Origin of the sequence: Arthrobacter sp. 08Y14 (assembly GCF_002929455.1) — a bacterium.
GTDB lineage: Bacteria > Actinomycetota > Actinomycetes > Actinomycetales > Micrococcaceae > Arthrobacter_B > Arthrobacter_B sunyaminii.
In genome coordinates, this window is the sequence record NZ_PJIX01000001.1 from 845,613 (window position 1) to 872,213 (window position 26,601).

General features: G+C 65.0%; 23 protein-coding genes. 12 read left to right on the forward strand and 11 right to left on the reverse strand.

The window, feature by feature from the left end; genetic code table 11:
• Positions 1 to 198: 198 nt before the first annotated feature.
• The 7 genes from CXR03_RS03960 to CXR03_RS03990 all read left to right on the forward strand — a co-directional run bounded on the left by CXR03_RS03960 (position 199) and on the right by CXR03_RS03990 (position 7,572).
• Positions 199 to 561, forward strand: a complete 363-nt coding sequence (locus CXR03_RS03960; RefSeq protein ID WP_104102057.1) for a DUF6507 family protein — start codon at positions 199 to 201, stop codon at positions 559 to 561.
• A 4-nt stretch (positions 562 to 565) separates the two neighbouring features.
• Positions 566 to 2,488, forward strand: a complete 1,923-nt coding sequence (locus CXR03_RS03965; RefSeq protein ID WP_104102059.1) for a hypothetical protein — start codon at positions 566 to 568, stop codon at positions 2,486 to 2,488.
• Positions 2,488 to 3,114 carry a hypothetical protein gene (locus CXR03_RS03970; protein WP_104102061.1) on the forward strand — a complete coding sequence of 209 codons (627 nt, stop codon included), beginning with the start codon at positions 2,488 to 2,490 and terminating at the stop codon, positions 3,112 to 3,114. Before CXR03_RS03965 ends, CXR03_RS03970 begins: the two co-directional genes overlap by 1 nt.
• Before the next feature lie 38 nt (positions 3,115 to 3,152).
• Entirely contained in the window at positions 3,153 to 4,547 is a 1,395-nt protein-coding gene (locus CXR03_RS03975) for a sensor histidine kinase (RefSeq protein ID WP_181034482.1), read from the forward strand.
• 58 nt (positions 4,548 to 4,605) lie between these two features.
• Positions 4,606 to 5,376 carry a response regulator transcription factor gene (locus CXR03_RS03980; protein WP_104102815.1) on the forward strand — a complete coding sequence of 257 codons (771 nt, stop codon included), beginning with the start codon at positions 4,606 to 4,608 and terminating at the stop codon, positions 5,374 to 5,376.
• Positions 5,377 to 5,485: 109 nt separating this feature from the next.
• On the forward strand, positions 5,486 to 6,370 hold the full coding sequence (locus tag CXR03_RS03985) for an ABC transporter ATP-binding protein (protein WP_104053211.1): 885 nt from the start codon (positions 5,486 to 5,488) through the stop codon (positions 6,368 to 6,370).
• Complete coding sequence (locus CXR03_RS03990) at positions 6,367 to 7,572, forward strand: ABC transporter permease (RefSeq protein WP_104102064.1); 1,206 nt, start codon at positions 6,367 to 6,369, stop codon at positions 7,570 to 7,572. The genes CXR03_RS03985 and CXR03_RS03990 overlap by 4 nt, the downstream gene beginning before the upstream one ends.
• Before the next feature lie 97 nt (positions 7,573 to 7,669).
• On the opposite strand, the gene malQ is transcribed toward CXR03_RS03990, so the two are convergent.
• Together malQ and CXR03_RS04000 are read right to left on the reverse strand one after the other, a co-directional pair.
• Positions 7,670 to 9,823: a 4-alpha-glucanotransferase gene (gene malQ, locus CXR03_RS03995; protein ID WP_104102066.1), complete on the reverse strand. Its 2,154-nt coding sequence runs from the start codon at positions 9,821 to 9,823 to the stop codon at positions 7,670 to 7,672.
• Positions 9,824 to 9,881: 58 nt separating this feature from the next.
• On the reverse strand, positions 9,882 to 10,217 hold the full coding sequence (locus CXR03_RS04000; RefSeq protein WP_104102068.1) for a DUF6221 family protein: 336 nt from the start codon (positions 10,215 to 10,217) through the stop codon (positions 9,882 to 9,884).
• Positions 10,218 to 10,340: 123 nt separating this feature from the next.
• On the opposite strand from CXR03_RS04000, the gene CXR03_RS04005 reads away from it, so the two are divergent.
• Positions 10,341 to 10,580, forward strand: coding sequence for a hypothetical protein (locus CXR03_RS04005; protein WP_104102070.1), 240 nt, complete (start codon positions 10,341 to 10,343; stop codon positions 10,578 to 10,580).
• Between the two features lie 92 nt (positions 10,581 to 10,672).
• Positions 10,673 to 10,996 carry a hypothetical protein gene (locus CXR03_RS04010; RefSeq protein ID WP_104102071.1) on the forward strand — a complete coding sequence of 108 codons (324 nt, stop codon included), beginning with the start codon at positions 10,673 to 10,675 and terminating at the stop codon, positions 10,994 to 10,996.
• A gap of 97 nt (positions 10,997 to 11,093) precedes the next feature.
• Here CXR03_RS04010 and CXR03_RS04015 read toward each other — a convergent pair whose 3' ends face one another.
• From CXR03_RS04015 to CXR03_RS04025, 3 genes are all read right to left on the reverse strand, one after another.
• Positions 11,094 to 11,852: an SDR family NAD(P)-dependent oxidoreductase gene (locus CXR03_RS04015; RefSeq protein ID WP_104102073.1), complete on the reverse strand. Its 759-nt coding sequence runs from the start codon at positions 11,850 to 11,852 to the stop codon at positions 11,094 to 11,096.
• A gap of 137 nt (positions 11,853 to 11,989) precedes the next feature.
• Complete coding sequence (locus CXR03_RS04020) at positions 11,990 to 12,274, reverse strand: hypothetical protein (RefSeq protein ID WP_104102075.1); 285 nt, start codon at positions 12,272 to 12,274, stop codon at positions 11,990 to 11,992.
• Between the two features lie 251 nt (positions 12,275 to 12,525).
• On the reverse strand, positions 12,526 to 15,999 hold the full coding sequence (locus tag CXR03_RS04025) for a bifunctional proline dehydrogenase/L-glutamate gamma-semialdehyde dehydrogenase (protein WP_104102076.1): 3,474 nt from the start codon (positions 15,997 to 15,999) through the stop codon (positions 12,526 to 12,528).
• A 132-nt stretch (positions 16,000 to 16,131) separates the two neighbouring features.
• Here CXR03_RS04025 and CXR03_RS04030 point away from each other — a divergent pair, with 132 nt between their 5' ends.
• Entirely contained in the window at positions 16,132 to 17,031 is a 900-nt protein-coding gene (locus CXR03_RS04030; RefSeq protein ID WP_104102078.1) for a LysR family transcriptional regulator, read from the forward strand.
• A 68-nt stretch (positions 17,032 to 17,099) separates the two neighbouring features.
• Here CXR03_RS04030 and CXR03_RS04035 read toward each other — a convergent pair whose 3' ends face one another.
• From CXR03_RS04035 to CXR03_RS04060, 6 genes are all read right to left on the reverse strand, one after another.
• Entirely contained in the window at positions 17,100 to 18,077 is a 978-nt protein-coding gene (locus CXR03_RS04035; RefSeq protein ID WP_104102816.1) for a YsnF/AvaK domain-containing protein, read from the reverse strand.
• Positions 18,078 to 18,276: 199 nt separating this feature from the next.
• Complete coding sequence (locus CXR03_RS04040; RefSeq protein WP_104102080.1) at positions 18,277 to 19,965, reverse strand: long-chain-fatty-acid--CoA ligase; 1,689 nt, start codon at positions 19,963 to 19,965, stop codon at positions 18,277 to 18,279.
• A 109-nt stretch (positions 19,966 to 20,074) separates the two neighbouring features.
• On the reverse strand, positions 20,075 to 21,037 hold the full coding sequence (locus CXR03_RS04045) for a RimK family alpha-L-glutamate ligase (protein WP_104102081.1): 963 nt from the start codon (positions 21,035 to 21,037) through the stop codon (positions 20,075 to 20,077).
• A gap of 40 nt (positions 21,038 to 21,077) precedes the next feature.
• A complete protein-coding gene (locus CXR03_RS04050; protein WP_104102083.1) occupies positions 21,078 to 22,682 on the reverse strand; it encodes an AbgT family transporter in 1,605 nt (534 codons plus the stop codon).
• 17 nt (positions 22,683 to 22,699) lie between these two features.
• Positions 22,700 to 24,058, reverse strand: a complete 1,359-nt coding sequence (locus tag CXR03_RS04055) for a M20 family metallopeptidase (protein WP_104102084.1) — start codon at positions 24,056 to 24,058, stop codon at positions 22,700 to 22,702.
• Positions 24,059 to 24,129: 71 nt separating this feature from the next.
• Positions 24,130 to 24,891 (reverse strand): SDR family oxidoreductase, encoded by a 762-nt coding sequence (locus CXR03_RS04060; protein WP_104102086.1) that lies wholly within the window; start codon positions 24,889 to 24,891, stop codon positions 24,130 to 24,132.
• 138 nt (positions 24,892 to 25,029) lie between these two features.
• On the opposite strand from CXR03_RS04060, the gene CXR03_RS04065 reads away from it, so the two are divergent.
• On the forward strand, positions 25,030 to 25,725 hold the full coding sequence (locus CXR03_RS04065; RefSeq protein ID WP_104102088.1) for a phosphoribosyltransferase: 696 nt from the start codon (positions 25,030 to 25,032) through the stop codon (positions 25,723 to 25,725).
• Positions 25,726 to 25,751: 26 nt separating this feature from the next.
• Positions 25,752 to 26,585, forward strand: coding sequence for an SGNH/GDSL hydrolase family protein (locus CXR03_RS04070; RefSeq protein ID WP_104102089.1), 834 nt, complete (start codon positions 25,752 to 25,754; stop codon positions 26,583 to 26,585).
• Positions 26,586 to 26,601: the final 16 nt, after the last annotated feature.

The window sequence follows — 26,601 nt, forward strand, 5'->3', positions numbered from 1 at the left end:
CAGGAGTGTTACTAAGGAGTAAACCATCCCTGTTGCCCACGGCACAGCCGCCGCAGCGCTCCGGGACAGTCTCGGAAGCAACAGAACAAGAACATGACCCGCGGAAGTTTTCCACAGCCGGCAGCATTACGCTGCCGGTACGGAGCGTCCCTGCCTACTCTGTGCACACGAGTCTGGGGCACACGAGGGGGCAAGCCCATGAACTATGACATTGACACAGCAGCCGTACAGGCTGTGCTCATGGCCGTTGCCGTCGAGGGCACGGCACTGAACGAGTCAGCTAACGCTGCCAGGCAGGCGGGCGACGACGCCGCGGCCGGGTTCGGCACGGCGCAGGAAGTGGCGGAGGCCTTCACCAACTTCTGGAGAACCCGGGAAGATGTGGCACAACGGGTTTCCAGCTTGGTGTTCCGCAAGGCCGGCAGCGTCGCTGAAGCCGCCCAAGCCTTCGTCGCAGCCAACCAGGAGATGATGGACAGCGCCCATCAGGCTCTCACCCGCATCAATACGGACTTTGCCGCCCCCGTGCCACGGCACCGGCCGAAAACCCCCGTGGCCTGACACCATGGCATCCATCGACCCGGTTCTCCACATCGACGTCCCCTGGACTGACCTCACTGTTGCGGTGGAGGACATGCGGGCCAAGGCGTCGACCACCCCGAGCATCTTGGATGCTGCATCCGCTGCCTGGAACGGGCTGCAGCAGGCATATCGCCACCCCGGCACCCAGGACCGGGTTTACGCTGCGCTCAAGGACCTGCGTGATCCCACAGTCGATTGGGCCGTGGCGCTGTCCTTTGCCTGCGCAGCCGTGCAGGATTTTGCGGCGGCCGGGCGGCCGCTGCAGCGCGAATCGGAGTCCCTCGAAGCCGAACGCGCCGGGCTCCTGAGAACGGCCGCCGAAGCGGAAGACTCCAGCACTGAGGACCAGGACTCCGCAGAACGCGCCGTGACGGATTTCAATGACCGGGTCCGGTCCCTGCGGGACAGGTGGAACAGCCTTACTGCGAGCACAGCTGCAGAACTCGCCGGTATCACGGGAGGCACCGGAGACGGACTCCCGGTAACAGCCGCAATTGGCGGCCGAACACTCCCCTCGGTTGACTGGCTTCATCTGACTTCCACTCTGGACAACATCAGCGCAATCGATCCGGAAGCCGTGGTGGACTCCATCCTTCACCTTAACGCTGAAGAGCTCCGCGAGTGGGCCAAGGTCAATCCGGAGGCGGCCCTTGTCCTTGCGACAAACAAGATGCCCCACCACGGTCGGGATCCCGAGCGGACCATGGGCAACGTCAGCAGCTACGGTTACCGCCGCGAGCGGGGCAGCCTCGCCGCAACTCTGGCGCCGGAAGGCATTGCCCTGATCCGGGAGACCTGGCTGAATCTGACGGACCTGGAACAAAAGCGGCTGCTGCTCCTGTACCCGGGCACGTTCGGGAACATGAACGGCATACCGATGGAACAGCGCGCCTTTGCCAATATCGTCACGGCTGCCGGGTTGCGCGAACAGGTCACCCGGCAGATGGCCGCCATGGGAGGGGAACCGGTTAAGAGCAGCTTCGCGCAGAACCTCGGGGAGCAGGCGCTGTACACCTCACTTCGCTCCGTCTGGGACGAACTCAATAAAAAGAAGACGGGGCTGGACAATGCCGTGGAGAATAACCGGCAGGTGGTGATGGCCAGTTTGGAGGGAGACGGCCGTATTGTCACCATGAACGGCACTCCTTCGCAGGACGCTAAAACCAGCACCATACTGGTCCCCGGCACCAGCAGCGACCTGTCGGCTCTGGAGGATTACTCCCTGCGGCTGGACAACATCACCTCGGACCGGGGGGCGGACGATGTCTCGTTCTACTGGCAGGGCACCGATCTTCCCAACAAGGTGCCGGATAACAGGTTCAGCTCCTACAACGAAAGCGGCGGACCTCTTCTTGCCGGCTTCGACGCAGCCCTTGACCTTGAGTTGTCGCCGGAGACGAGAAGCACGTACATCGGGTACAGCGCCGGAGCCGCCCTTGTGGGGACCGCTGAACGCGAAGGACTCAATTCCACCAACATCATCTATCTCGCCCCTTCCGGGGCCGGCAACGAAGTCGACGGCGTGGAAGACACCCGAAACCAGGAAGCCCACAGATATTGGATCCAGACCCGGGACGATCCCATTGTGCTGGCGCAGCTCCTCGGCGGCATTTCCCAGGGTGGAGACCCTCAACAGATGGATGTGGTGCGGCTGGAATCCGGGTTCATAGACCACGCCAAGGGCGGCCCGTTGGTTTCGGGCCACGAGGAATACTTCTCACCGGACTCAACGGCCATGCTGAACATGCGCCGGGTGGTGCTCAATGAAGCCGTTTTTCCGTACGTTCCTGATGAAGCCTTCGTGGATGAAGGCGGCGTGTGGACGTACAGTCCATTACAAACCAGACCGCAGAATTACGCGGGAGAAAAAATGCCCTCGGTACCCGTGGAAAGTGCAGGCCCCTGATGCAGGAACGTTCCTCGAAATCGCCGCGTCTCGCGGCCGCCGCACTGTTGATCTTCAGCCTGGGAGGCTGCACCTTGATTTCAGAAGCCGGAACACCCGATCCGTCCACCGCATCCTCGCGTCCCGCCGCCCAGGTGCTGCCCGAACTGGAAACCATCCTGCCGGACCTCTTGGCGCTCGGCGGTGAGGCATCGCCGCTTGCCGTCCAGCAGCTCAAGGAAGAATCCTGTCTTGACCCCTTGCAGGAGGACAACTGGAATACCCAGACCCGCGCCCTGGGGTGGCTGGTAGGCAGATTCACGGATCATGAGTCAGCCCAGGGAGCCATGGACGCATGGAAAAGCCACCTCGAGACAGGGGGATGGGTCCAGGACGACGAGTTGCGCAACGCCCCGGAAACCAACGGCGATGTCCACGTCATGCGCTATCACAGCGAGGACCTGCAGCTGAGTGCCCGCTACGACCATGCCGAACTTAACGGCAGCCGGAACGTGAGCGTCGTGATCACCAGCCCCTGCATGAAGAACCCCGAAGACCACCGGATGACCCGCTCCAAGCTGGACCCCGACTACGGGGTCAGCAGTAAGTACTATGACTCCGATGCCGAAAAGGCTGACCCCGCCTAGCCCCGGAAGACATGCCGTCCCGCCCTAGACTGTGTTCCATGATCGAGAGCGCGACCATAGGCGAAACCGCCCCGCCCCAAAGCACCGGTTGGATCCGGGAGCGGCTGCGGAAGAAGAACGACGACGACTGGGAACGTCCGGCGCCTACGCGGGATCAGGTGCGGCGGGACGTCATTGGAACCGCCGCCGTCATTCTGGTTGCCGCAATTGCGCTTGAAACCAGCCGCGGATTCGGCGCCCTGGGCGGGGAGGACCGTCCGTTCTGGCTCCAGCATCTGGTGCTCGCGCTGATGGTGGTGCCTCTGGCTCTGCGGCGCCGCTTCCCGATCAGCGTCCTGCTGTTGTCCTCATTGCTTTTCTTTCTCCTGAGCACCTATATGCCGGCCATCAGCACCCAGCTCGCTTTTCAAGCCGCGTATTTCGCCTCCATCTACTCGGGTGTGGCCTGGGCGCGGGACCGGAGGATGCTTCGGCTGGCACTGGTGGCGGTGATCGCGGCAATGGCGCTGTGGTTGATCCTCGGCTTCACCGTGTCCAGCGCCTATGACTCCTTCCTCGAAAACCTCAAAGAGAACGCCCCGGCAGACGATGAAACCTACGGCGGTCTATTGCCTCCGCTGGCCTCCTACGCCGTGTACTCATTCCTGATCAATGCCGCCTTTTTCGGCGGAGCCATCCTGTTCGGCCTCACCTCCTGGCGCAGCGCGCACCAGCGCGAACGTCTCGCTGAACAGGCAGGGCAGCTGCGCGCCCAGTCGGCGGAGCTGGCGCACCAGGCGGTGGTGAACGAACGGCTGCGGATCGCCCGGGAACTGCACGACGTCGTCGCGCACCATATCGCGGTCATTGGCGTGCACGCCGGGGCGGCACGGCGCGTGATGGAGAAGAAACCCGAAACCGCTGCGGGCGCCCTGCAAACCATCGAAGATTCGAGCCGTGAGGCGGTGCAGGAAATGCGTTCCCTGCTGGGCGTGCTGCGGGCCAGCGATGAGACCGATCCCGCCGGCGACGGCGCCCATCGCCGGCCGGAACCGGGCCTTGCGGACCTGGATGCGCTGGTGGCCGAACATCTGGCCAACGGACTGCAGGTGACTTTCACCCGGGTGGAAGACACTCCGGGGGCGCTCGACGCCGTCGCGGCTCCGCTGGCGCTGTCCGTCTACCGCACCGTGCAGGAATCCCTCGCCAACGTGCGCCGCCATTCCACCGCCGGTACCGCCGTCGTTGCCCTGCGCAGCGGCTCGAGCGACGGCGTGCGCTGGCTCGAGGTGGAAACGGTCGACGACGGCCTTCCCCGGACGGGTGGACAGCCCGGCTCCGGATTCGGGCTGCGGGGAATCCGGGAGCGGGCGGCCCTGCACGGCGGCACTGCGGAGATTGGACCCCGGCCCGGCGGCGGGTGGCGGGTACGCGTCCGCTTCACACAGCGTTGAGATTCCGTGCGGCGGGAGGAAAGCCCGCTAAGCTCGTTGCCGGGGGATGAGGGACACCATGAAACCAATTCACGTACTGCTCGCTGACGACCAGGCCCTGGTGCGGGCCGGCTTCGCGATGATGCTCTCCGTCGAGGACGAGATCCATGTGGTGGGCCAGGTGGCCAACGGCGCCGAAGCGGTGGAATTTGCCGCCGCAAACCCGGTGGATGTCATTCTGATGGACGTGCAGATGCCGGTTCTGGACGGAATCCGCGCCACGGAACAGGTGGTGCGCGCCGGCACGGCCAAGGTCATCATCCTGACCACTTTCGAACGCGAGGATTACCTCTTCGATGCCATCCGGGCCGGCGCGAGCGGTTTCCTGCTGAAGAATGCGGACCCCGATGACCTGGTGGCGGCAGTGCACGCCGTCGCCTGCGGCCATGCCCTGCTGGCTCCGGAAGTCACCATCCGCGTGATCGAGCGGTTCGCCCGCTCGCTCGAGTCCGAGTCCGAGTCCAAGTCTGAGTCCGGCTCTGAGGAAAGGGCAGCTGGAACGTCCCTTCCCGCCACGCCCGCCACGCCCCCCACGGAGCAGCAGAAGCTCCTGGACACCCTGACCTCCCGCGAGCGCGAGGTTCTCATCCAAATCGCCGCCGGCCGGAGCAACGCTGAAATCGCCCGGGAAATGTTCCTGGCCGAAGCGACAGTTAAGACCCATATCTCCAACCTGCTCGCCAAGATCCAGGTTCGTGACCGCGTGCAGGCGGTGGTGTTCGCCTATGAAAGCGGTCTCATCCTTCCGGGGGAGAACCCGTCGGATCCCGCTGCCCGCAGCTCCTCCTAGCCGGCAACGGTTCACCCGCACGGCCGATCCGCCGCCTTCCCGCCGCACCTAGGGTTAAGGGAGAAGATTCCCACCATGCCCGGCGCGGCCGGGAAAAGGAGCAGCCACCATGCTGCAGGTGCAAAACCTGACCCGAACATTCGGGGACAAAGTGGCGGTCGACAACGTCAGCTTTGATGTTCCGTCCGGCCAGATGACCGGTTTTGTGGGCGCCAATGGTGCCGGCAAGACCACCACCATGCGGATGATCATGGGGGTCCTGAGCGCCACCTCCGGCGAGGTGCTGCTCGACGGTGCTCCCCTGACGGCCCTGGCCCGGTCGACCTTCGGGTACATGCCCGAGGAACGCGGCCTCTACCCCAAGCAGCCCATCCTGGATCAGCTGATCTACCTCGGTCAGCTGCACCGGATGAGCCAGTCGCAGGCCCGCAAGGGCGCCATGGACCTGCTGGAGCGGTTCGGCCTCGGCGGCCGGACCAAGGACAAGCTGGAGTCCCTGTCCCTGGGCAACCAGCAGCGGGTGCAGATCGCCGCTTCGCTGCTGCACAAGCCAAATGTGCTGATCCTGGACGAGCCGTTCTCGGGCTTGGACCCGGTGGCCGTGGATTCCATGGTGGAGTTGCTGCGTGAACGCACCTCCGCCGGAGTTCCGGTGCTCTTTTCCAGCCATCAGCTGGATCTGGTGGACCGGCTCTGCGACAGCATGGTGGTCCTGCAGCAGGGCAAGGTGATTGCCTCAGGCACGGGCGACGCCCTGCGTGCCCGGGCAGTCAACCGGCACCGCATTACGGTTTCCCCGGATGCCGGCTGGGTGCGGGACGAGCCGGGGATACGCGTCCTCGACGTTGCAGGTCCCACTGCCGTCCTGGAATTCGACGACGACGACGCGCGGCAGCGGCTGCTCGCCACCGCGCTTACCCGCGGCTCCGTAGAGGAGTTCGCCCCCATCCGACCGTCCCTGAGCGAAATCTACCGTGAGGTGACCGCAGTATGAGCTCCGTTTCCCGCCCCACGCCCCCGTGGGCGATCGTCACCCTCCGCGAGGTCATGGTCAAGGCCCGCGACCGCAGCTACCTGATCTCCACCTTGGTCACGCTGGTCCTGATTGTGGGCACCGTGGTCTTCAACGCCTACATGAGCACCCGCGCCGACGAATACACCGTGGCGGTGACCGAGATGCAAAGCACCGCCCTCGAAAATCCCGCCAAAGAAGTTGTTGAAGCCGCCAATGAAGCAGGCCAGGCCGACGACGGGAACACCAGTTTTGAGGCGATCTCCGCGGACTCGCCCGAGCAGGCCGAGGAACTGGTCCGTTCCGGGGAGGCCGACGCCGCACTCCTGATGGGCTACGACGGCTGGACGCTAACCGGCAACGAGGAACTCGACGGCGGCCTGCAGCAGGGCATCGCCGACGCCCTGCGCGCCTACACCTTGGAGATCAACGCCGGCTACGCCGGGACCACCGCAGAGGCACTGCTGACAGGCAGTGAGTTCCAGACCGCCCTGTTGGACGGAAACACGGAAAACCAGTTCATGGCCCAGTTCACCGGCTTCGTGTTCGGGTTCCTGTTCTACATGGCTGCGATCATCTTCGGGATGGCGATCGCCACCTCGGTCCTCGAGGAAAAGCAGAACCGGGTGGTGGAGATTCTGGCCACGGCCATTCCGATTCGGCAGCTGCTCTACGGCAAGGTGGCCGGCAACACCGTCCTGGCCATGATCCAGCTGGCCCTCTATGCCGGGGCTGCCCTGCTTGCCCTGAACTTCACAGACACTGCGGAACTGGCCGGGACCATCATTCCTGCCTCGGGCTGGTTCCTGGTCTTCTTCCTGGCCGGCTTCCTGATCCTCGCTTCCCTCTGGGCCATGATCGGTTCCATGGCTTCGCGGTCCGAGGATCTGAACAACAGCTCGGGGCCGGTGCTCACGATCATCATCGCGGCGCTCTTTGCGGGCCTGTTCGCCAAGGGACAGTTGCTGGTCGCGGCGTCCTACGTCCCCGTAATCTCCACCGTGGCGATGCCGGTACGGATGCTGAACGGCGACGTGCCGCTGTGGGAGACCTTCCTGTCGTTGGCGATCGCCCTGGCCGCGGCCTACGCACTGCTGCGCTTCGGCGAGAAGATTTACCGCCGGGCAGTGATGCAGAGCGGCGGCGCGTTGACCCTGCGCAAGGCGATGAAGCTGGAGTCCTGATCCGAAACCATCAGCACGGTACGCGGCACTTTGTACCGGGCCGGACGGCCGAAGAGGTGTTCATGCACCTCTTCGGCCGTTCCCCCGGACAGCTAAGTCAGATTGCGTCCCTGAGCAGGTCCGCCAGGGAGTTGAAACGCTCGTTGGACGGCAGATCATCAAGCAGAACGGCTTTGCCGTCCGGGCCGCAAAGCGGAATGCGCCAGTTAGGATACTCGTCCCCGGTGCCGGGCTGGTTTTGGGTGCGCCGCTCCCCCACCGCATCAGCCAGCGCGACGCCGATGAGCACGGACGGCGACTGGAGGATGAAGGAGTGCAGTGCCTCCACGGACTGCTGGACGTTATCCGTACCGCTGGCCCCAGCAGGCAGCAGCCCGGCGCTGCGAACCAGCTCCAGGACGGACTCCCGGGCCGCAGCATCCGCTGCCCGTTCCTCCTCCACCGGACGGTTCAGAAGCCCCAGGGACTCTCGCAGGTCCACGTGCTCTCCGGCCAGATAACCGGCAGTGGGCGGCAGGTCATGGGTGTTGACGGAGGTCAGGGCGCCCTTCCGGTATTCCGCCGGCGGGCGGGGACCGGCGTCGCCGTGCTCAAACCACAGGATGGACGTGCCGAGCACGCCGCGCTCGGCGAGGTACTCCTGCACCCAGGGCTCAAACACCCCCAAATCCTCGCCGATCACCACGGCACCGGCGCGCTGTGCTTCCAGGACCAGGATTCCAATCAGCGCCTCGTGGTCGAAGTGCACGTATGCGCCGTCGCCGGGCCCTGAACCCTGCGGGATCCACCACAGGCGGAACAGGCCCAGGATGTGGTCAACCCGGATGCCGCCCGCGTGGCGGAGAATGGTGCGCAACATGTCCCGGTAGGGAAGGTAGCCCGCGTCCGCGAGCCGCCGGGGATGCCACGGCGGCTGGCTCCAGTCCTGGCCCTGCTGGTTGAACATGTCCGGCGGAGCACCCACTGACACTCCGGGAGCCAGGACCGGGCGCAGTATCCAGGCATCTGCTCCGGCAGGGTGCACGCCCACCGCCAGGTCATGGACAATACCGATTTCCATGCCGGCGCTCCGGGCGGCACTCTGGGCTGTCTCCAGCTGCTGGTCGCAGATCCACTGCAGCCACTGATGGAACCGGCTGCGCTCCGTGAAGGCGGAGCGGTGCTGCCGGACCCATTCGCTGTCCGGACCGGTAATCTGCTGCCACTGGGGATCATCTGCCGGCAGCTGCTCGGACAGCGCACACCACAGAGCGAAATCCTGCAGTCCCTTGCCCTCCAGTGTGCAGAAGCGCTCAAACTGCTGCTGCCGCGCAATGCTTCGCGGCACGGCAAAGATTAGTTCCAGCGCCGCCAGTTTGGCGGCGTAGGTCGCGTTGCGGTCCAGGTTCTCGGCAGAATGGTTGGCCGCCCCGAGGGTCCGTGCAGCTTCCTCAACCCGGGCACGGTCTGCTCCCGGAAGATAGCCGTATTCGGGAATATCCTCTACCCGAATGTAGAGCGGGTTAAAGAATCGGCGCGTGGTGGGCAGGTACGGCGAGGGTTCCACCGGCGGAACCGGTTCCGCCGCATGCAGCGGGTTGGTCAGGAGGAAACCGGCGCCGTGGCGTCCGCCGGAGAGCGCTGCGAGATCTGCCAGGTCGCCCAGATCCCCGATGCCCCAGGACCGGGAGGAGCGTACCGAGTAGAGCTGAGCCATGAGTCCCCAGGCCCGGTGGCGGTCAAGGCCGGCGGTCGTCGTCAGCCGTTCCGGCGTGACCACGAGAACGGTGCCGGCCTGTCGCTCCCCGGCAGTCACTTCGAGCCGGTGCCAGCCCAGTGGAAGGTCCTCCGGGAGCGGAATCAGGGTGCGGCCGGTGAGGGTCCCGTCAACGTCCAGTTCCTCGCCGGGCACCGCCGGCCACTCCAGCTCACGCCGGTTTCCGTCCTCCAGCACGATCCGCACGTCCGCGTGCACTCCGGCAGGCAAATGGACGGGGACTGTTCGGCTGCGGTGTTCACGCACGACGACGGCGCCCGGCAGTGTTTGGTGCCACCCCTGCAGGCGTGCCGAAGCCAATGACTGCGACAGGTCCTCCCCCGTTGCCGTGGCCACCCCCAACGCGCCGAGCACTTTTTTCAGGGTCCCATTGGAAACCTCGCGTCGGGTTCCGTCCCAGCCGTTGAACGTGGTTGCTACATGGTGATGTTCGGCCAGCTCCTGCAGGAGCGCGGTCTCGCCGGCTGGTTCGCCTGTGATATTCGCTTCAGTCATGTCAGCCAATCTAGGCGTCCCGGGGTGCCTTCGCCCAGCCGGGTGGAACCAGCTATCCTCAGCTGCGTTTTTCGGTGAGCCGCCAACCATCCTGATAATCGGGGTGGTCCTGGTAGCCAGCAGCCATGGAGGCCAGCGCCAGCGAGGTCCACTCCAGCTCATCGGCGAACAGTTTGCCCTGGCCATCGGGATCCAGAAGCATCCGTGCCAGGGCATTGCGCCGGGCACCGCCGATGATGTCGATCAGCATGAGCTTGGCTTCGCACTCGCGCAGCAGCCGTTCCTCGTACCAGCGGTCAGACGGTGCAACGCCCCTGGCAGTAAGGAGCTTCCGGGACTCCGCGGCGTCGTCCTGAAAGCGTGTCAACAGGAAATCCACGATGTCCATGTCCATGCCCATGATCGTACGCAGGGATAAATGGCGGTGTCAGGGGTGGTACCCAAAATCCGCATGCCGGGGCAGGAATATTTCTTGCCGACGCTTGGTTGACATAACTAGTCGACCGAAAGAGAGCCCGTGCCAGCTGTCAGCGCACCGCACCACCCCTCACCCACCCGCTCCAAGCGGGTACGAAACATTCGCTCCATCCGCCGCGGAGATCATGTTGAAGTACGCAGCGGCGAACAGGTTTATTACCGCGGAGAAGTCCGTGAAACGGCTCCGGGTCTGGGCACCATCTGGATCCGCGGCGACGAAGAAGGAATCCGCACCGCAATCAGCGTTGAGGACTTCACCATTTGGAAGCTTCCGGCGTAGCCGGAAGCTTCACCTGACGGAACGCGCGTCACCGTGGCCGTGACTGTCGACGGTCACACCCAGGAAAGCACGGGCAATTGTTAGGATCAGGCATGGAGAATCCGACTGATATTCCCGAGCCGTCCTCCAATTACCGTCCGGGCGAGCCCCTGCGAGAATGGGAGGACACCCGCCCTGCCGGAATTGACCTCGCTCTGACAATCCAGGGAGCCCAGGCCGGAGAAGCACTCGTCCGCCTTATCAACGGGGAGGAGCTGTCCAAGGATGACATCATTGCTTTCGGGCGGCTGAACGCCATGGCCGTTCAGCTCTGGTACGAGCCCCTGATAAATCTCCTCGGCCCCAACAGCCCGTGGATGCCTCCCCAGTTCATCGAACTGGTGCGCAAGCACACCGGACTGTTCCGCCAACAGTAAGGGTTGGGTCAGAGGCCACCCTCCCCCTGCCGCACACATAAAGGTTCTGCCACCAAGGCATGGCGGGGAGATCCGCGTCGTCTACCGGTCGTGCCGGCTAGCGGTCCATGAGCGCCCCTGCACTGATATTCAAAGTTGCGGCAGTCATGCTTCCGGCTTTATCCGAAGCGGCAAAGGCTGCAGCATTCCCCACCTCTTCCAGGGTTGCCGCACGCCGCAGCAGGGTGGCGTCGACGATGCTGTTGGCAACGTCCTTCCTCCCTTCCATATCCGGCGGCAGCGATTCGGGGATGCCGCCGCTGCGCAGGGTCACAACGCGAATGCCGTGCGGCCCAAGCTCCACCGCGAGCTGGCGCCGCATGGCTTCCATCGCCTCGAAGGCGGTGATCAGTCCGCCCAGCCAGAGGCCGGGCGAAGGGTTGCCTGAACCTCCGAAAGCCAGGATCACGCCGGAACGCTGCTGCATCATGTGCCGGGCAGCGGCGCGCGAGGTCAGAAACATGGTTTGCACCGCCGTGGATACCGGCCGCAGATAGTCCTCCACGTACATATCCACCATTGGCTTGCCCTGCACATCACCGTGTTGAATGACATTCATGGAGATGTCCAGACTCCCTGCCGTAGCCGCGACATCATTGGCGTGGTCATCCACCGCCTGCCCGTTGGTGGCATCCAGCAGCGCGGATTCCACCAGCCCTCCGTTTGCCCGGATGTCCCGGGCAACCCGCTCCAGGGGTTCAAGGTGCCGGCCGGCCAGGAAAACGCGTGCTCCTTCCCTCGCGAAGGCCCGGGCCACCGCTCCCCCAATCGCTCCGCCTCCTCCGTAGATAACGGCATTCTTCTCGTTGAGCAGCATGGGAACCTCTTGCGTTAGCGGGGCATCTTCGGTAGCTGTGGCTGTCCATCATGGCACCGCAGTCCGGGCATGCACAGGGGGGCCGGGGTGTTGCCCGGGCCCCCTGTGCGCATTAGCGGGTTACTCTTTCTCCGCTGTTACCAGCGGACCTTTTTCTCCCTCCGCCCCTGTTTACCGAAGCTGTGCGTGGGCTTGTGGTCCTTGCCCAGGCTCTGCCACCCGGGGAGGGCGCTCTCGGTGTCCGTGCCGGGAACCGGCTTATCTCCGCCTTCGGCACCAAGCTTGGCTGCAGCTGCCGGGGCGATGTTCACTGTTGCCGTTACCGGCACCTCAGAGGTGACCGCAGACACGGACGTGAGGGAAGAGTCAGGGGCAGCAAGCCCCTTGAACGGAGTGGACGGGTGCTTTTTGGATGATGCCATGGTTGATCTCCGGACTGTTTAGGTACCGGCCGGGAACTGCGCTGATGATGGCCGTCCTGCACTGACAGCATGGACCGCCTACCCGGGCGATACGGGCGAATGGGGTCAGCGATGAGAGCGGGTGCTCGGAGCCGGTAATCCGGCCCGGAAGGTCCCTACTCGTAAATCAGTTCCATGGGCAAAACCTTAACAAGAAAAGACGGCACCGGGATAGACCCGGTGCCGTCTTTTCTTGTTGCCGAATGTGCTGACTAGATCAGGGCATCCGAGAGGTGGTTCGGCGTCCCGAAGCGGTGCGCGGTGATGCTCACGGCCTGCTCATGCAGGAACGGCAGCAGCTCAACGCGCCCCGCCTCGGTGACCGGGTTGGCGTAGACGGCCACATCGGGCCGTCCTCCAAGGGCGGTGGCCAGTGCCGAGGCGCCGGAGCCGATCAGCCGGATCCGGGTCCCCTGCGCTGCGGGGTCAAACCCTGCAGCGGAAGCCAGCCATTCGGCGTCGTTCTCCTCCGCCACGGGGACTCCCTGTTCCGTCAGGACGGCCCGGAGCGCCAGCGGCAGTTCGACGCCGGTGGAGACCCGCAGCGCGGATCCGGCCAGCAGCCCGGCAGCGGCTACGCGCACCAGGGCGTCGAGCGGCTCATCCTCGGACAGCCGGATGGTCACCGGCAGCGGCCGGTAGCGGAACACGTTGCGTTCCGCACTCAGCGCGGACACGTCCTTAGCGGTGCCAAACTCCTCGGCCCACGCCGCGGCATCGCTGCTCAGCGCACGCTGAAGGAAGGCGGTGTCAGCAAAGCTGCCGGACACAGCGGCGGCCAGGAGCTTGGCGGCACCCTGGTGGCTCACCGGAGCTCCGCTGCCGGTGGCCTTTGCAGGCTCCCATCCACCCAGGCCCATGAGGTAGTTGGGGCCGCCGGCCTTGGTTCCGGCACCGACTGCGGATTTCTTCCAGCCGCCGAACGGCTGGCGCTGGACGATGGCGCCGGTGATACCGCGGTTGATGTACAGGTTGCCGGCCGAGATGTTTTCCAGCCACAGGTCCATTTCCGCCGGATCCAGCGAGTGCAGGCCGGAGGTCAATCCGTAGTCAATCTGGTTCTGCAGCGCGATGGCTTCTTCGAGGGTATCGGCAGTCATCACGCCCAGGATGGGACCGAAGTACTCCGTGAGGTGGTACTCGGAACCTGGACGGACACCGGTGCGCACGCCCGGGCTCCAGAGACGGCCGGAGTCATCCAGCTGCTTCGGTTCGATGAGCCAGGACTCGCCGTCGCCCAGCACGGTCAGTCCGCGCAGCAGCTTGCCTTCGGCGGGTTCAATGATCGGGCCCATCTGCGTCACGGCATCCACCGGATAGCCGACCTTGAGCGACTGCACCGCGTCCACCAGCTGGTTGCGGAAACGCGGGGACTTGGCCACCGAGCCCACGAGGATCACGAGGGAGGCTGCCGAGCACTTCTGCCCGGCGTGGCCGAAGGCGGAGGAAACGACGTCGCGCGCGGCCAGGTCAAAGTCGGCGCTGGGCGTGACGATGATGGCGTTCTTGCCCGAGGTTTCCGCCAGGAGGGGCAGATCCGTGCGGAAGGACCGGAACAACTGTGCCGTTTCATAGCCTCCGGTGAGGATGACCCGGTCCACGGAAGGATCCGAGATGAGTTGGCGGCCGAGCTCACGCTCGCCCAGCTGCACCATCTGCAGGACATCGCGGGGAACGCCGGCTTCCCAGAGCGCTTCCACCATGACGGCTCCGCTGCGCGCGGACTGGCGGGCAGGCTTGATGATCACGGAAGAACCGGCCGCCAGGGCAGCCAGGGTGGAACCGGCCGGAATGGCTACCGGGAAGTTCCACGGCGGGGTGACCACCGTGAGGCGGGCCGGGACGAAGCGGGCGCCGTCGACCTTTTCCAGGTCCTTGGCCCGCTCCGCGTAGTAGTGCGCAAAGTCGATGGCTTCGGAGACCTCGGGATCGGACTGGTCCAGGGTCTTGCCGGTTTCGGCGGCCATGACCTCCATCAGGTCCGCCCGGTGATCTTCGAGGACGGTTCCTGCGCGGTGCAGGATCTCGGCACGGTCGGCGCCGCTGAGGGCGGCCCAGCCCTTGCTGGCAGAAACTGCTGTCTCGATGACGGCGGAGAGCGCCTTTTCGTCGGCCACCTGGGCGTCGGCGACGGCAGCCTTGCCCAGGGGTGAGCCCTCGATGCGGGTCAGGATGGACCGGCCCCAGGCCTGGTTGGCCGGCAGCGACGGGTCAGTGTCCGGCGTGTTGGTGAAGCCCGGATGGGCGCCGCCGGCTCCGGTGGGAGCATCCGGGCGCGGCTGGCTGCGGTCCTGGGTGCGGTTCGGGGCAGGAACCCGGTCATCCAGGTTTTCCAGCGAAGTGAGGAAGCGCAGCTTTTCGCGTTCAAAGAGGGCCTCGTTCTCGCTGAGCTCGAAGACCGCCGACATGAAGTTCTCGGAACTGGCGCCCTCTTCCAGGCGGCGGATCAGGTAGGCGATGGCGACGTCGAACTCCGCCGGGTGCACCACCGGCGTGTACAGCAGAAGCGAACCGACGTCGCGTTTGACCACCTCCGCCTGACCTGTGGCCATGCCGAGCAGCATCTCGAATTCGATGCCCTCGGTCACGCCGCGCTGCTGGGCAAGCAGCCACGCGAAGGCGACGTCGAACAGGTTGTGTCCGGCCACGCCGATGCGCACGTTGGCGACATGCTCGGGCTGCAGGGCGTAGGTGATGACGCGCTTGTAGTTGGTGTCCGTTTCAGCCTTGGTGCCGCAGGTGGCCAGCGGCCAGTCATGCAGCGAGGATTCCACCTGTTCCATGGGCAGATTGGCACCCTTGACGACGCGGACCTTGATGGGCGCGCCGCCGTCGGCCCGGCGGGCCGCAGCGAACTCCTGCAGCCGCATCATGGCGGAGAGGGCGTCCGGGAGATACGCCTGCAGGACAATGCCGGCTTCCAGGTCCTTGAATTCAGGCATGGACAGGAGCTTGGTGAAGACCGCCATGGTCATCTCCAGGTCCTTGTACTCCTCCATGTCCAGGTTGATGAATTTCTTCTGCGCGGAGGACGCTGCCCGCCGGTAGAGCGGGGTGAGCTTTTCCACCACATGCTCAACGGCTTCATCGAACGCCCAGTGCGAGTGCGGCGAGACGGTGGAGGACACCTTGATGGAGACATAGTCGACGTCGTCGCGCGCCAGGAGTTCGTGGGTGCCCTCCAGGCGGCGGGCGGCTTCGCGTTCGCCGAGCACGGCTTCGCCCAGGAGGTTCATGTTGAGCCGGACATCGTCCTTGCGGATGCCGGCAATGGCCTTGCCGAGGCGGGCATCGGTGGCGTCCACGATCAGGTGGCCGACCATCCGGCGCAGCACCTTGCGGGCCACCGGAATGACAACGTGCGGCAGCACCGGCGCCATAGCTCCGCCCAGACGGACGGCGGAGCGCATGTACCAGGGAAGGAAGCCCGGCACCCGGGGCGCGAGTGCGGCCAGATTCCGGCCGGCCACGCGGAGGTCTTCGGGGCGGATGACGCCGTCAACGAACCCAACGGTGAAGTCCAGTCCGGCCGGATCTTTCAGCACGCCGGCAAGCTGCGCAGCGGACGCGTCCACCGGGACGGTTGCCGCCTCGGCGAGCCAACGGCGGACAAGGGCTACGGCCTCATCAGCCAGGGCCTGTGGGGTGTCCGATCCCGCGGTGGTTTCGGTGGTGATGTTGCTCATGCGGGCAGCTCATTTCAACGTGCAACTGATAGGTATTCCTCTAAGTATCCGCACTATTTCCCATTAGGCAAAGATGGGTTTTCTTACCGATATAGATTAGATTTACTAATGAATTGAAAGGGGGAAATAACGGTGCTCGATGTTCGCCGCATGATCCTTCTCCGGGAAGTCAAAGCCCGCGGAACCCTGGCCGCAGTGGCGGAAGCGCTGAACCTCAGCCCTTCCGCGGTATCCCAGCAGCTGGGCCAGCTGGAGAAATCCGTGGGGGTGGAACTGCTGCGGAAAACCGGGCGGGGTGTACAGCTGACACCGCAGGCTGAGATTCTGGTGGCCCATGCCTCCGACATCCTTGAATCGCTGGAGCGGGCCGAAGCGGACCTGGCGTCGTCGCTGACCTCGGTGACCGGATCCATTCGGATAGCGGTGTTCCAGTCAGCCGCCTTGGCCCTGCTGCCCGATGCCCTCCGCATCCTTCGCCGTGAGCACCCGGAACTGCGCGTGGAAATGGTCCAGCGTGAGCCCGAGACAGCACTGTACGAAACCTGGGCACGCGACTTTGACCTGGTGATCGCTGAACAGTATCCAGGACATGCCGCCGTCCGGCATGCCCAACTGGACCGGGTGCACCTGACCTCGGATGCCATCCGCCTGGCCGTACCGCATGAGGGCCTTCCGCCGGTGCAGTCCCTGGCGGACACCGCGGGGCTTCCGTGGGTGATGGAACCGCGGGGCGCGGCCTCCCGGCACTGGGCGGAGCAGATTTGCCGGCGTGCAGGATTTGAACCTGATGTCCGTTTTGAGACGGCCGATCTGCAGGCCCAAATTCGGCTGATCGAGTCCGGAAACGCCGTGGCGCTGATGCCGGACCTGGTGTGGACCGGCCGGGATCCCAGCGTCCACTTAATGGATTTGGACGGCAAGCCGCACCGAAGCATCTTCACGTCCGTCCGGCGGGCCGGCGCCAACCGGCCGGCGGTCCTGGCCTGCCGTGAGGTGCTCGAGCGCACTGCCCGCCAGGTGGCGGCGTCATAAGAAAGCCATAACACCATGCGGGGTTCCGGCAACTGCCGGAACCCCGCACTCAAACGCTGCGCTTCAAGTTACCTGCCGCTGCCCGAGCTGCCCGAGCCGCCGCCGGAACCGCTTTCCCCGGACGTGCCGCCGGAGTGCCCGGAACCGCCGTGGGAATCCGTGCCGGAGCTTCGACGGATACCGTCGTCCGTCTCGGTTTCAATCTGCTCCTTGCGAACTTCCTCGGACACGCTTTCCGTGTCCGTGACGGTTTCGGTATCCATCCGGACCCGCTCCACCGGCACCGTCTTCTTGCTGATGACCGGCTCCTCGGCGTGAAGCGTCACCTCGTGCTCTTCTTCGCTGAGCTCCCGTCCGGCCATGGCGGAATCGACATTGGAATCCGTGATCGGCTCCGTCTCAATGCGGACCTCTTCATGGCTGACCGGAACCTCGGTGGTGACGGTCTCAGTGACGATGTACTTCCGCAGGCGCGCCTTGCCGGTCTCACGCGACCGGGTGCCCACATCCAGCCGCTCTTCCGAGCGCGTCATGGCGTCATCAGTGGTGGGGCCGGAAGTATCCCTGCCCACCGTCGCATCCGCTGACATGCCCGAGCGCGTCATGTCGCTGTCCTCCATGAAGTCCGACCGGTCGCCGGTCCGGGTTCCGACGCCGGAATCCGTCATGGTGCCCGAATCCGTCATGGTGCCCGCGTCCATGGTGGAGACGTCGTCACTGCCGTCGTCGTAAGTAAACCCGTAGTACCGGTAGAGCGTCACTTCCTCTTCAGGGGTGATGGATCCATCGGATTCGACCTGCGGGGAGTTCTTAACCTCGTCCTTGGAATAAGGAACCAGGACGTCCATACCCTCCACCGTTGCTTCGCTGAGGGGCACGAAGGACTCGTTCGTTCCGAGAATTCCGGTGTTGACCGTGACCCAGGCGGGCTCATTGGTCTGGTCATCCAAATAGAACGTTCCAACGGCGCCAATCTTGTCACCGTTGGGCCCCAAGACGTTGCCGGACCCTGCCATGAGACCTTCAACTTGCTGGTTGCTGATCATGCTGTTCTCCTTCAGCTGTGAAACCATCGCCGTTGTGCGGTCTGGTTTCACGTTTGGGCCGAACCTGCAACAGGCATCGCGAAGATACCTGCGGTGGCCTTATTGGGCGGCTGTAGTATCAGGCAGACTGAAATGCCAAGCCTGCTTACTATTCCAACCCAACGCCTTCGGAGCGTCAATAGGTAATCCGGAAGGGAGCCTACTTCTCGTTGGTCAGCAGTTCGCGCACCTGGCGGCGGAGCACCTTGCCCAACAGCGACTTGGGCAGCTCCTCGATGGCCACAATCCGGCGGGGAACCTTATACGGGGTAAGCCGCTCGCGGCACCAGGCCCGCAGCCCGGCTTCATCCAGTTCCGCACCCTCGGTCAGGACAACGGCCGCCACAACCTGCTCGCCGCCGTCGGGACGGGGCAGGCCCACCACGGCGACGTCGGCAATAGCCTGGTTACTGCGCAGCACTTCCTCCACCTCGGTGGGGGAAACGTTGAAGCCGCCGGTGATGATCAGTTCCTTGCGGCGGTCCACCACCTTCACGAAACCGTCATCATCCACTGTGACAATGTCGCCGGTACGCAGCCAACCGCCGTCGAGCAGCACCTGCTCGGTATCCTCTGTGTTGTTCCAGTAGCCGGCAAAGACCTGCGGACCGCGGATCAGCAGCTCACCCGGAACACCGTGGGGCACGTCGGAGGAGGGCTGTTCCGGATCGACAACGCGCATTTCCGTGCTGGGGAACGGAACACCGATGGTGCCGTTCCGGCGGCTCTCGGCAAACGGGTTACCCAGCGCGACCGGCGAAGACTCGGTGAGGCCGTAGCCCTCCACCAGGAGTCCGCCGGAGACCTCTTCCCAGAGCTTCACGGTGGCTGCCGGCAAGGTCATGGCGCCGGAGATCGCGAAGCGGATGGTGGAGAGGTCAATGCCGCGCTTCTTGGATTCCAGCGCCGTCTTTTCGTAGATCGGCGGGACGGCGCAGAAAACGGTGGGCTTGGATTTCTTCGCGGCTTCCAGCACCAGGTCCACATCAAACTTGGGGAACAAGACCAGCCGGGACCCGGTCAGGACGGAGAAGGTCAGGTACAGGGTGAGGCCAAAGGCATGGAACATCGGCAGCACGCCGTAAATGACTTCCTTGCCCTCCTGCGCGCCGTGCATCCAGGCCTGGCCCTGCAGCGCGTTGGAGCGCAGGTTGAAGTGGGTCAGCATCACGCCTTTGGGAACACCCGTGGTGCCCGAGGTGTACTGCAGTGCGGCGAGGTCCCGCACTGACGGACGCGGATGCGCGCTGTCGATGGGAGCTGAGCTCAGCAGCTTTTCCCACGACATCGTGTTCTCGGTCTTGACGGTGAGGCCGGCCCGGGTTCGGCGGATCGAGGGCAGCGGCAGCCGCAGCCCGATTCGCTTGAGCCGCGGCATGGCCTTGGTAATGTCCACGGCGATGACGGTCTTCACGGCAATGTCATCGGGGAAGTCCTGGATCTTCTCCACGGCTTTGTCCCAGACAATGGCCACCTGCGCGCCGTGGTTTTCAAACTGGTGGCGCAGTTCGCGCTCCGTGTACAGCGGGTTGTGGCCGACGACGACGGCGCCCAGGCGCAGCACGGCGTAGAAGGCAATGAGGTACTGGGGGCAGTTGGGAAGCACCACGGCAACACGGTGTCCCCGGCGCACGCCCAGCTTCCGGAGCCCCTCGGCCGCCCGGTTGATCTGGTCACCCAGCTCGGTATAGGTGGTTTCGGCACCGAAGAATTCCAAAGCCACCTTGGACCCGTAGCGGGCGACGGCGTCCTCCACCATGTCCGTCAGTGACTCGGTGGGCAGCTCAATGGTTGCCGGAACGCCGGACTGGTAGTTCTTGACCCACACTGGTTCCTGGGCGGCAGTCATTGGAGGAGCTCCTTCGGTTTCGATAACCCTGACTATATCGACGGGTTGCGCCGGGGGATAAATTGTTTGTCCTGCACCACGTCCCCCCGGTGCAGAAAGATGCGCCCCCCTAGGCGCCAAGCCCCTTGAGGTACTGAGCCAGCGCGCGGGGCGCCGAACGCGGGGCGGCAGCTTCGACCACGGCGTTGTAGTTGGTGTTGGTGTTCACGTCGTAGGTAAGGATGCGGCCGTCTGCCGTTTCCATGAATTCGATTCCGCAGACCTCCAGCCCGTTGCGCTTCGCGAACTCGATGTACTTGCCGATGATGGGATGGTCAAAGCCCTCCCGCAGGCTGAAGAGCTGGGTGTCTTCATCCGGAGCGATCGTGGCGCCGGGCGGCATGATCGGCTTGCCGGTGGACGGATCAATGGCACAGGCGTCCGCGGGGCAGAGCTGGAATCCGCCGCGGGCGGTGTCTGCGCGGATGGCGTAGATGAACTCCCCGCCCACGATCTCCACGCGGGTGATGAAGGGCTCGGCTGCGTTGATGAACTCCTGAATGAGGGTGATGCCGTCAGCGGGTTCCTCGAAGTCGGGCCCCGCCACATAGTCGGCGAGCTCGCCGTGGGACTCGAATTTCCGGACCCCCAGCCCCTTGCCTCCCTGGTTGTGCTTGGTGATGAAGGGAGCCTGGAATTCCTTGGCAGCGTCCAGGATGGAGTCCCGTCCGACGGCGGCCACTGTGCGCGGCGTGTCGATTCCGGCGGCCCGCAGCGCGGTGAGCTGGTCCACCTTGCTCATTTCCAGTTCCAGGATCCTGCGCCCGTTGACGGTCCGCCGGCCGTGGGCTTCCAGCCAGGACAGCACCGCCCGGGCATAGTCCTTGGACAGGGCGTGGTCCCGGGTGTGGGAGGAAGCGCTGATCCGGGACCAGAAGATGCCTTCCGGCGGCACGGAGTCCAGGTCCAGGACACCGTCGGTCAGCAGCCACTCCTCCACTTCCAGCCCTTCGGCTTCGAACGCGCGGGCAAACGGCGGAAACCACTCGGGGTTCTCGTGCAGGGCGTAAATCTTGGGGCTGGTCGAGCTCATGGCGCGTTGCCTTTCCTCTGTAGTTATTGGAATCCAGCGCTTAGCCGTCGATGTATATTCCATTGCCGGGGCCCATGGGCAGGCCGAAAACGAAGAACACGGTCAGCACACCCACCCACGCGAGCCAGAACAGCACGGTGAAGGGCAGCATCCGGGCGATGACCGTACCCAGCCCGGCCTGCGGTTCATATTTGCGGAGCATGGTCAGCAGCACAATCATGTAGGGGTTCAGCGGGGTAAGGATCTGCGTGGCGGAGTCCCCCACCCGGAACGCGCCCTGGATGAAGGCCGGTTCGAAGCCGAGCAGGGCGAACATCGGCACAAACACCGACGCCATCAACGTCCACATGGCTGAACCGGAGATGATGAACAGATTCAGCAGTGAGGCCAGAAGGATGAACCCGATGATGGCGGGGTAGCCGGTCAGCCCGATGGACTCCAGACCGGAAGCGCCGGCGACAGCCAGCCAGTTGCCGATTCCCGACCAGTTGAACAGCGCGATGAACTGCCCGAGAATGAACGCCAAGACCAGGAAGCCGCTCATGTCCTTGATCGAAGCCCCCATGACCCGCGGAACGTCCTTGCCGGAGGCAATGGTTCCGGTGATCTTTCCGTAGACCAGCCCCGGCACTGTGAACATGATGAAGACAATGAAGACGATGGAGCTCAGCAGCGGTGATTTGGGCAGGTAGCCGCCGTCTTCGTTCCGCCAGGGTGAATCCGGCAGCAGCGCTCCCGTGAGGATGACAGCGGCGACGGCGGCGCCGGCCACGACTGCCCAAATCACGCCGCGTCGTTCAACCGCGGTGAGGGTGGAGGACAGCGCGGCCGCAGGCAGGCCGCCGGGCTGCACACCCGGGACGGAGTCCTCGTCGGCGGCGGTTTCCTCGGTGGGCACATCCTGCCGGCGCAGCCGCGGTTCCAGGATCTTGTCGATAATGAACCCGGCCAGCAGGATCAGCACGATCGAGGACGCCGCGTTGAAGAAGTAGTTCGACAGCGGGTTCACCGGGGAACCCGGATTCGGCAGCGTCTCGGTGACCGCCGTCGTAATGCCCGAGAAAAGGGCATCGAGGCTGGTGACGAGCAGGGAGGTGGAGTAGCCGGCACCGGCTGCGGCAAAACCGCCCAGGAGACCGGCCACCGGATGGCGCCCGGCGGCCTTGAAGACCAGTGCCGCCAGCGGCGGGATGACCACGAAGGCGGCGTCGGACATGATCGAGCCGGTGACTCCCACGAAGCCGACGGCGTACGGGAGCGCCCACCGCGGCGCAGACCCGAAGGCTTTGCGGATCAGCGCCGAGAGCAGCCCCGATTTCTCGGCCACACCCACCGCCAGCAGAATGGGCAGCACCGTGGCCAAGGGCGGGAAGCCCAGGTAGTTCGCGCCCAGGGTGGTGGTGAACCAGCTCAGGCCCTCCGCGGTGAAAAAGCCCTTAATCACCGTTTCCTCGGTTGCCCCGGGAACGGTGACCGCAACGTGTCCCCAGGCCATGCCCGTGGAAGCCACGGCCACGATCAGGAAAAGAATCAAAAACAGCATGAACGGATCCGGCAGCTTATTGCCCACGCGTTCAATGCCGCCCAAAAGGCGGTCCGGAAAATTGGAGCGGCTCTTGACGGATGCAGAGGGGGTACTGGTCATGCCGGTCTCATTTCCTGTCAGTCGAAATAGCGGGCAACGTCAACCGGCCCGCCGGCAGCGGCAAATTCATCGGCCACGGCACGGCGGAGTTCCGGATCGCACAGATAATCAAGGGCCGTTAGGGCCAGGCCCGCGGCGCCGTCGAGTGCCCCGGATTCCGCGGCGGGGGATGCGGCCGCTTCAGCGAAGGCCCGGGTATGCAGGGCAACGTCCGCGGGCGCAATGCCAATCAGCGGATGGATGCCCGGAATCCGGTAACTGACGTTGCCGAAATCCGTGGAGGCGGCAATGGTTTCCGACACCACGCCGGCAGGCAGAGGGCTGCGGCCGCGGCGCTGCTGCGCGCTGACCCAGCGCCCGGTCAATGTGGTGTTGGTGCGGACCGGCAGCGACGGCGGATGTTCGTCCCAGTCAATGGTGACGCCGGTGCCGGTCATCAGGGCGGCACCGCGCGCAATGTCTTCCAGCCGGGAGCTGAGGTCCTTCAGCGTTTCCGGATACTTGGACCGGGCATACAGCTTCAGAACGGCCTTTTCGGGGATCACGCTGGGACGCTGCCCGCCCTCCGTGATGATGGCGTGGACCCTGTCCACGGGCGGCAGCTGCTGCCGGAGCAGGCCGATGGCACTGTAGGCCAGGGACGCGGCATCCAGGGCATTGCGTCCCATGAACGGCTGAGCGGAGGCATGGGCTGCGATGCCGGAGAAGGTCACGGTCAGCAGCCGGCGGCCCAGCCAAACCTGCTCGGCCAGGTCCATGGCATACGGGTGCACCATGACGGCCGCATCCACGTCGTCGAAGGCGCCGTTGCGGGCCATCACTTCCTTGCCGGAATGCCCTTCTTCGGCCGGCGTGCCCAGGAACACGACCCTGCCCGGGAAGGCCTGCGGGTTTTCCTCAAGCGTTTTCGCCAGCGCAATGAATGCCCCGGCTCCGGTGGCTGCTATGACGTTATGCCCGCAGGCATGACCCACCTCGGGCAGCGCATCATATTCGCTGAGGATGGCGATGGCGGGTTCGCGGTCCGCCCCTGTCTCTTCGGCCGCGGAGCCTGCCGTCCCGATTTCAGCCCTGACGGCAGTGGGCAGTCCGTAGGCCCCAAGCTCAGCCTTGATGCCGTGGCGGCGCAGCAGATCCACGAGGAACGCCGCGCTTCGGTACTCCTCATAAGCTGTCTCCGGATCCCCGTGCAGCGTATGGACAACGTCGTTGAGGTCCGCAGCCAGCGCATCCACCTGTGCTTCCACGGCCGCCGAAAGCCCGGCGGAAGCTCCGGCAAAAGCCGACACCGGAGCCTGCGCTGTTTCCATGCGGCGCCCGGTTTCGGCGTCGAGCTGGTTGAGGTACGCGGGACTGGGGTTTGTGGCGCTTGTCATAGCCACCCACACTAGGGGGCGGGCCCCGGAAGGATCGAGCTGGATTACGGCGTGTTCCGGACCGGGGGCGGCTACCGGCCGCGGCCCGCGATGCGTGCCACGAGTGCCTGCGGCCCGCGGGCGCCAAACCAGGCCAGCGCCTTGTACCGCTTGCTGGGAATGGAGATGCCCTTGCCGGCAAAGGCATCCGCCAGACCCTCGCGGACCACGCGTTCGGCATCCAGCCACATCCAGTCCGGATACAGGGTCTTGTCCATGTCCATGCGCTGGTGGAATTCCGTATGCACAAACCCGGGACACAGCGCCGTGACGTGCACGCCGCGTCCGCCGTAGCTGATGTTCGCCCAGCGGCTGAACGTAATGACCCAGGACTTGGCCGCACTGTAGGTGCCGCGGGGAATGAACCCTGCCACCGAGGCCACGTTGATGATGTGGCCCCCGGGTTCTTCCATCTTCGAGAGCATCGTGTTGAGAGCGGTGTGACTCAGCTGCAGCGGTGCCGCCACCAGAACGTTGAGATGGTCCATTTCGGCGGCCAGCTCATTGCGTTCAAAGCTGTTCTTCAACCCGTAACCCGCGTTGTTCACGAGCATGGCGATGTCCGGTTTTTCCAGCCGGCGGCTCACCCGTTCAACACCTTCGGGCTCGGCCAGGTCCGCCGCGATGTACTCCGTCTGCACGGAGTACTCGGCTGCCAGGCGGCCGGCGGATTCCTTCAACCGTTCCTCGTTCCGGGCGGTGAGGACCAGGTTGTAGCCGCGGTTCGCGAGCTGGCGGGCAAATTCGGCACCAATGCCGGACGTGGCGCCGGTAATCAAAGCTGTGGGAGTCATGGGTCCACCTTTCCACGCCCACCCTGCTATGCCCGGCAACCTTTCGCAATCCGCCGCACGGGATCACTGCCGGTGCCTTGCCAGCCGTGCCGGCGGCACCCTACCGTGTCAAGAAACCGGCCCCTGCAAGGAGGAGCCATGGCACCATTTAGCCGGTATCGGAACAGGCAGGACGCCGGAGTCCAGCTGGGCGTAGCGCTCGCTCCCTACCTCGGCGCGCCAAACCTGGTGGTGTTGGGCCTGCCGCGCGGCGGCGTGCCCGTGGCTGCCGAAGTCGCCAAGCTGCTCCACGCGCCGCTGGATGTTGTCGCGGTGCAGAAAGTGGGCCTCCCCGGGCAGCCCGAACTGGCCGCCGGAGCACTGGCATGGGTGGCCGGGACAGTCACTACCGTGCAAAACGAAGCCGTTCTTGCAGACTGGCAGAGCTCCCTGCATTCCGGCACCTCCTCCAGCGACGGTCCCGGCTCCGCGGAACAGGCCTTCGAAGCCGCCGCCGCCATCGCGCAGCTCGAGCTGATCCGCCGCGACAAGCTTTACCGCATGCGGCGGGACCCGTTGAATGTTTCCGGCCGCACGGTGGTGCTGGTGGATGACGGGCTGGCCACGGGCGCGTCCATGCGCGCCGCTCTGCTGGGACTCCGCGGGCAGAACCCGGCCAGGCTGGTGGCGGCGGCTCCCGTGAGCTGCGGGCCGGGTGCGGAAACCGCAGTGGCATTGGCGGACGACGTCGTCATCCCCTGGCAGGCGGTTGGGCTTACCGCCGTGGGCCAGGCCTACGAGACCTTTGACCAAACCACCGATGCCGAAATCCGGCACCTCCTCGGCCTGCCGTAAAAGCATCCTGTGAAGGGGAACACTCAATGAACAGAGCATCAGCAGACTGGACCGGAGCCCGGTACGTCGCCCTGGGCAGTTCGTTCGCATCAGCCCCCGGACTGGGCACTCCGGTGCCGGGCAGCCCGCCTGAGGCCGGGCGCACTGACGTCAACTATCCCCACCTGCTGGCCCGGCAGCTGCAGCTTTCCCTCACTGATGTCACCAGTTCCGGAGCCACCACCGCGGACGTGCTGTGGCGCTCCCAGTACGGGCAGGCGCCGCAGGCGGATGCCCTGGCGGCGGACACGGACCTGGTCACCGTCACCATCGGCGGCAATGACATTGGCTTCGCGGCGTCCCTCATGGCAGCAGGCCTGCCTCCGCTGGCCCGCCTCAAGCACCTGCCCTCCCTCGAAATGCTCAAGGCCCTTGCACCGGCCGTCCTGAACCGGCGGCTCGCGCTGCTGCCTGCGGCCATGGCCTCCGTAGGGCAGCTGATCCGCCGGCGCTCCCCCAACGCCGTCGTCCTGTTCGTGGAATATCTGACTGTGCTGCCGCTGGACCCGCACATCCGCGTGGCCGGCATGAAACCGGCGCAGGCCGCCGCCGGCCGTGAGCTGGCCGTGCATCTGGCGCTGGCAACCGAAGCCGGGGCCAACGCCACCGGCGGTTCCGTGGTGCGCGTGGCCAAGGCCAGCGCTGACCACTATGCCGGCTCGGAAGACCCGTGGACGGTGGGCGCCTTTGTCCCCACCGAGGGTGGGCCGCTGCCCTACCATCCGAACCAGGCCGGGCATGAAGCCGTGGCGCAAATGATCCAGGACCACCTCGCCCGGCTCGCAGGTACGGGTTCCGGCTTGCCGGAACGAATGGGTTAGCGTGCGGATGGATTAG